Here is a 6,703-nt window from a genome sequence, read left to right on the forward strand (position 1 = left end):
TGTATCTCCATGGTTCAATCGAATACGAGTTTGTTCGGGTTCGAGGGTTCCCGCTCTTCCGCAGCCTGGCTGCCTGTCGGACCGGAGGGATCGGCCCCGGAGCGGTTTGACTCATACGAGCCCCAGATGTCCCAAGAATTTTGGTTGGGCTGCTTTCCATTGGCCTGTTGGCTCTGTTGGAGCAGAGGCGGCACGGCTTTCCGACCGGATGCCTCAAGGTGTGGCGCATCTGGGGCGGTCGGCTCCAGCGTTCGCTCGAGATGACTCGTGATGTCCTTTGCGGCCGACTCGACCTTGCGTACATAACCGTTGGTGAAGCCACGCGTGACGTCGCCCGTGTTGTAGGCCGAGATGGCACGGCGAAGCGCCAGTTGCTGCGCCGGAGCAGTCGTGCCGCCGGCATACCGGCTTTCAAGCAAGTGGGCGGCGGCCGATAGCGAGGCGCAGGGCTCGAAAGCCTTTTCCGGCGTGAGATTGAGGAAGGAAAAGTTCTTGCTGTTTATCTGCATCAATCCGACATCGACGGAATGTTGTGCTTCGAGGCGGTTCTTGATGCCCCGCGTCGCTTCCAGGTGGTCTGTCCAGCGAAGCTGCTCACCTGTGGTGTTGTCATGAGCCACCAGCGTTTCAAAGCCACTTTCAATTTTGGCAATCGCGGCGAGCGTGGACGGCGCAACCCAGGGAGCGCATTTGCGCGACAGGCGGTGGAATTCACGGGGCGAAAGTGGCGCGGGCTCGGCTGGGAATGACATGGATGTCAACAGGGCGATGGCCAGCGGCCAAGCTGCAATAAACATTCCTATCCCCTACCTTTCCAAGCGTCCGGACCGGTTCTGGCCCTGTCCGGCACGCGCTTATCGGGCAGGTTTGTTACTGCGTGATGTTCAAGTTCAGCTTTTCGGTTTCAACTGAAGCAAAGAGCTTGTTCATATCCGGGTGCATGGGCACCTTGCGCATGCGCGGGTTGCGCGGGCGCGATCAGCCGGCACATCTCGACCATCGTGGTGGATCATTCCTGCGCGGGATTGCCCGCCCCGGCCGTCCGTTGCTCCTGCAGCGTCAACCGCGACTTAGCATGGGCGGTGATGGAATCTTGTGTCAGCGCCTGGCCGAAGGACAAAATGGGGAGCTTGGCGGCTTCGTCTCAGGCTGCGGAAGCTGGGGTCGATCGAACGCGAGAACCGACTAGGGCGCCGAGCTGCCCAATGTTGCGGCATGCTGCCGTTGTTGCAAGAGACGGCCATGCGCCCTGCATACTCAGGCATTGGTTGAAACCGCGAGTTCGTCCGCGAAGCTCGTCGGAGGCGCAAATACGCGGGGACGAGGGTCAACTGGGAAGACGTGGCGGCGCAGCCGGCCTGGTGCGAGACCTGGTTCAGCTGTTCGGCCGCGCCGCGAACTGGTGGTCACGCACAATCCCATCGGCAGAAACCGCAGGCGGATTGACGCAGTCCGACAGCGCTCTCGACAAGTACAGTGACAGGCTCAAAAGGAAAGTATTGCACCAACTGAGAAATGTTAGCTCGCAAGGTAACCGTAACCGTAATCGGACCTGCCGATCGCCGGGAACAGGATTGGCGCCGCCGGCCACTGCCCAATGACCTGCCTTGGGCAGGAGACATAGCGTTGGCACAAGGCCACTATAGCGAATCACGGTCGTTCTTCGGCCAACCGCCTTTGCGATCAATCAAACGCCGCGCTGCTCCACCGCGTCCGAGCCGCACGCACGAGCGGGAGGATTTCGAGGTGATCCAGGTCCGCAAGCGCCAGAAACGCGAAGAAGATGCAAGGACATGGCAAGCGATCGGGCGTCCGTGCCGTCGTAATCAAGTGGTGTTGGCAGGCCTGCACCAACGGCGGAGCTCGCGAATAAGCGAAGGACCACACGGCAGGGTCATACCGGCGCTTGGAGATGTGTGGTGGCCACCGGCTGCCTGGATGCGGTCAATTCGCTGTGGATGAAAAGACCAGGCCGAGCAACGGCCTCACATTGGCCGCACGCACCGGCGAGTGGTAGCAAGGGGCAGCTGTTCTGCGTGGTGCCCCAAGGGTTGCTCGGCAACAGCTTTAGACAAGGGGATTCAAGATTGAAGGTGAGCCGTTGAAACATGTTCTTGTCATTGACGATGATGCCGCAATGCGACGCCTCATCTCCCAGTATCTCATGATGCATGCCTTGAAGGTGACCGCAGTCAACGATAGCAAGCAGTTTAACTACGTTCTATCGCATGAGCCAGTCGATCTCGTGGTTGTTGACCTCAACCTAGGCCGGGAGGATGGGCTTGCCATCGTCCGCAACCTGGCGACAAAATCGGATTTACCCATCATAGTGATCAGCGGCGACCGGCTTGATGAGGCGGAAAAAGTCGTTGCGCTGGAGCTCGGCGCAACCGATTTCATCCCCAAGCCTTTCGGGCTGCGCGAGTTCTTGGCCCGCATTCGAGTAGGGCTACGCCAGCGCATTTCCAGTCCGCGAACGAAAGATCATCGCTCATTTCGGTTCGGAGCCTGGAAGCTCAGCGTCAAGCAGCGGCGACTGATCTGTGCGGAGCGTGGCGAAGTCAAGCTTACCGCATGTGAGTTCAACCTGCTGATCGCGTTCCTGGAGAACCCCCGCAATGTCCTATCCAGAGAACGGCTTTTGCTCGCGAGCCGTGTGCGTGGAGAAGAGGTCTACGATCGAAGTATCGATGTCCTAATCTTGCGCTTGCGCCGAAAGCTGGAGGCTGATGCGGCCAATCCAAGGCTAGTCAAGACATGCCGTGGTGCAGGGTATTTCTTCAACGCTGACGTAGACGTTAGCTACGGAGGCACCTTGGCCGCCTGACAGGAGCTATTCTGGAGATTGGCTGACGAGGCTGATGAAGCGTGGCGGTGTTTTCTGGCGGCCTTTAGCTCGGCGCCTGGATGTCGGACCCAAGGCAGCATCTCGTCGATCTGGCTGGGATGGCTGTTGACGATCCTGGTGGTGAGGACGTCGGCGAGATAACCGAGTGACTCGACACCATTGAGCCTGCAGCTTTCGATCAGCGACGCAATGACCGCCCAGTGTTCGGCACCGCCGTTCGAGCCGGCGAAGAGCGCGTACTTGCGGACAGATTGAGCGCTCGACGGTGTTGTTGTCGATCTCGGTGCGACCGTCGTCAACGAAGCGCGAGAGGCCTTCGCAGCGTGAGAGCATGTAGCGGATTGCCCCGGCGACCTTGGTCTTCTGACCGATCAGGCCGAGCTTTCACGCAGCCAAGGTTCAAGATGGCGACAATAGCGCGGCTATTGTCCCGACGCGTCGCACGGCGTTCATCGGCCGATCGGCCGCGGATATCGTCCTCGATCTTATTGAGGTGGGCGATCGTCTCAGCGCCTCGCTGGCGATCGGCGAGTTCCAGGCCTACATCGCCTTCCAACAGTGCCAGTCCGATCAATTACGGCGAGAGCTACCGGTCCGGAGATCGCATCAGCCTCTCCGTCGCCAAAAGAGCTGTTCTGCTTAGCCGTCGAGCTCAACGCCCAGCGTCGGAGCGCTCTCTGCTCCTGAAGGAAGCCATGAGGTCCGCTCGGGCTTGATCGGAGGCTTGGCCGACGGACGTTGTGTTTGCGTCGCTCGGCTGCCGCCCGATGGCGAGGCTTTGCGAATTGTCAGTCCTTTGCCTTTTCGCTGGTCTCAACGGCGCTGTGTAACGTTCAGTGTTGATGATGACGCCCCCGCTGTTCACGCGGTTGCTCCTGTGCAGTGTACTCGTCAGCTTGTCCTCGGCCTCGCGCGTCTGGCCCAAGTGCCGTTCCAACGGCGCTGGCGCGACCTGTCTGGCTTGCTGCTCTTGCAAGGCGGCGTGTTGCACCTGCGACCCGGCTGCTGCCAAAGCTTCGGCGGGGCTTGCGGCAAGCTCGTGCGGCAAGCGCCCCTCTCTCAGTCGGTTTTGCAGCGCCTGCCGATCGGCGACGAGGTAGTTGAGGTGCAGCGGCAGCTGCTGGTCTGGCCGCTCTTCGTTCGCCAATCGACGAACCAGCTCGCGCGTGCCGTCCACCACGAAGACGCCGCAGTCAACAGCGTTTTTCTGCTGCGCCATGTCGGGTGTTACCAGGGTCGCGTCCAGTCTTGTAGCGAGCTTTCGTGCAGGCGCGTCGTTGTATCGCTGTTCATTTTGCTGGATGGAGTCGTAGTGATAGGCGACCGCTCTTTCCGGATCGCGGCGATCTACGAGGAGCAGCGACCAATGGGTGCCGCGGTCAATACCCACCCCATCGTTCACTGGCACGAACAGGAAGTCGGATGGGCCGGCGTTTCGATCATAAATCGACTGCAATGTGCCTCGCGCGTCTTGCTGCTCCATGTGGCGCAGCAGATGGGAGACCGACGGATCGACCAGCCGCGTCCGGGCGGCGAGCGCTGGATCGGCCTGCTGCAGCTGCTGCTCGAGGAATTCGTAATCCCTCTGGATATGTTCGTCGCCCAACAGTTCGGTGGCCCCGAGCACCGCCCCCCGGGGGAGATTGGACAAGCCTGACGGAAGGGCTTCGATGTGTGCATCGGAGGAGGTGGTCAGATCGACCAACGGAACCCCGAGATGGGTGTCTGAGAGCCTGGCGGTCGCTGGCAAGGCGGGTCCCGGAGCCCTTGCCGGTACTGCTGCCGCTCCAGCTTCCCTTATCGCTCCGCGATGGAGGAGCCAAACGTCATTGCCCTCCTCTGGCCTCCGGGCGGTGTAGCCGTGGCCTTTAATCTCGTAGTTCCATTCCGGCTTGTCCGCGTCCGGCAAGAGGCCATAATGGTACAAGGAAGAGAGCATCGCCTCTGGGACGCGTTGAGTCCCATGGGAGAAGCCTTTGGGCACGGCGAATGAGACGTTTATGGAGTTCTCGATGGCAGCGGGGGGTGCCTCAGACCTTGCAAAGGGCGCGGCCTCCGCATGCAGGCTTCCAATGTGTTCGGACCCTGGGCCTTGAACGGGTACCCCTGCCAATGGCAATTCACCCAACTGCTGCATGGGGGGCTGCATCGGCACGCGGCCGCCTTCGCTCGGCGGCTGCTGAATGGCGATGCTTTGCGGATTATCAGTCCCCTGCCTCTCCGCCGGCCGCAACGGCGCCGTCGAATGTTCATTGTTGATGATGAACCGCTCGGGTGGCAGGAGGTTGCCCTGGTCAAGCGCATCCGGCCAGGGCCGGTGTTGGCTGACAGCTAACGCTGGCGGGGCGGCGGCCTCAACTCCGGCGTGCCCAGAGCCGGCTGCTGCCAAAGCGTCCGCCACGATCCTGTCTGACGCAGGCTTCGCATCGCGAACCCGTTCAAGCGCCAAGCGGAGATAATCGTTGCCTGGAAACAACACCTCGGCGAATTCGATCCGCGAATCATGATCCAGCCCAGAGATCGTCTGGCCCCGACTCTCAAGCTCCTCAGAAAATCTGCGAAGACTACGACCATAGGCAACACGGGTGCTTGGGGCCAAGCTGCTGTCACTGGTCACTTGTTCCAAGACATGCGCATCTGCCTTTGAAGGCACCGTCACTCGCCACCGGCCAGTCGCTGAATAGCCCGGCTCATGATACGCACGCAGGACGTTCAACGCCGGCCTTATATCCTTTATGTCAGTGTCTTTCGGAAAGAAGGTATCGAGGTGATCGACCAGGGATTGGTGATTTTTTAGATCAGTCGCTTGGCCACGAGCGCCGAGATCATTCGCCAATCGGCGAAGCGCATTCGAGTATATTCGCAGCGTCGGCGCGCTATGGTGTTGCTGAGCCTCAGCATGGGCGATCGCCTTATCAATCACGTCCCGGTGTTCGTCGGACAAGTGGGGATAGCGGTTAGCCGGGGCACCAACAGTCACTGAATAGCCCGGCTCATGATAGACACGCAGGACGTTCAACGCCCTCTTCATATCATCGTTTTTCGGAAAGAAAGCATCGAGGTGATCGACCAGGGATTGGTGATTTTTTAGATCAGTCGCTTGGCCACGAGCGCCGAGATCATTTGCCAATCGGCGAAGTGCATACCTGTATTTTAGGACCGTGCTCTCGCTATATTTTTGCTGAGCCGCAGCGTGGGCGATCGCCTTATCGATAAGGTCCCGGTGTTCGTCGGACAAATGGGGATAGCCGGTGGCACGGGCGCCACTCGCGACAGGTTCGGCTCGGCGCGGCTCGGCCACGTGCTGCTCAAAACCCGCTTGCCGCGATTGGCCAGCATCTGGCAAGAGGCCAGGGCGGTCCAAGGAAGAGAGCATCGCGTCTGGGACGCGTTGGGTCCCATGGGAGAAGCCTTGGGGGACGGCGAACGAAACGTTTATGGAGTCCTCGATCGCAGCCGGGGGCGCCTCGGACCTTGCTGAGGGCGCGGCCCCCGCATGCAGCCTTCCGATGTGTTCGGACCNTGTCCCTTGAACCGGTACCCCTTGCAATGGCAATTCACCCAATTGCTGCATGGGGGGCTGCATCGGCATGCGGCCGCCTGAATTGCCGATTTCGCTCGGCTGCTGCTGAATGGCGACGGCTGGCGGCCTATCCACGGCCCTCTGCCTCTTCGCTGGCCGGAACAGCGCTGTGGAATGTTCGTTGTTGANGATGCCCCCCTGGGGTGGCAGGTGGTTGCGATGGTCAAGCGCATCCGGCGAGGGCCGGATCTGCTGTTGGCTGGCAGCCAAGACTGGCGGAGCGGGGGCCTGAACTCCGGCGTGCCCAGATGTTGCGAAAGCGTCCGACACGC

General features: G+C 60.6%; 3 protein-coding genes and 1 pseudogene. 1 reads left to right on the forward strand and 3 read right to left on the reverse strand.

Features of this window, described 5'->3' with window-relative positions; translation table 11 throughout:
- Positions 1–14: 14 nt before the first annotated feature.
- Entirely contained in the window at positions 15–797 is a 783-nt protein-coding gene (locus A3A9_RS0137120; protein WP_027033429.1) for a type IV secretion system lytic transglycosylase VirB1, read from the reverse strand.
- A 1,304-nt stretch (positions 798–2,101) separates the two neighbouring features.
- Between A3A9_RS0137120 and A3A9_RS0137130 the strand changes: the two genes are divergently transcribed.
- A complete protein-coding gene (locus A3A9_RS0137130; RefSeq protein ID WP_027033428.1) occupies positions 2,102–2,827 on the forward strand; it encodes a response regulator in 726 nt (241 codons plus the stop codon).
- 89 nt (positions 2,828–2,916) lie between these two features.
- Here A3A9_RS0137130 and A3A9_RS46190 read toward each other — a convergent pair.
- Together A3A9_RS46190 and A3A9_RS40945 are read right to left on the reverse strand one after the other, a co-directional pair.
- A pseudogene (locus tag A3A9_RS46190) lies at positions 2,917–3,379 on the reverse strand (IS66 family transposase); the annotation flags it as partial.
- A 121-nt stretch (positions 3,380–3,500) separates the two neighbouring features.
- The coding region (locus A3A9_RS40945) for a Ulp1 family isopeptidase (protein WP_430515916.1) at positions 3,501–6,703 on the reverse strand (3,203 nt) is incomplete at its 5' end.

It is taken from the genome of Mesorhizobium loti CJ3sym, from assembly GCF_000472785.1.
Taxonomy (GTDB): Bacteria; Pseudomonadota; Alphaproteobacteria; order Rhizobiales; family Rhizobiaceae; genus Mesorhizobium; species Mesorhizobium loti_E.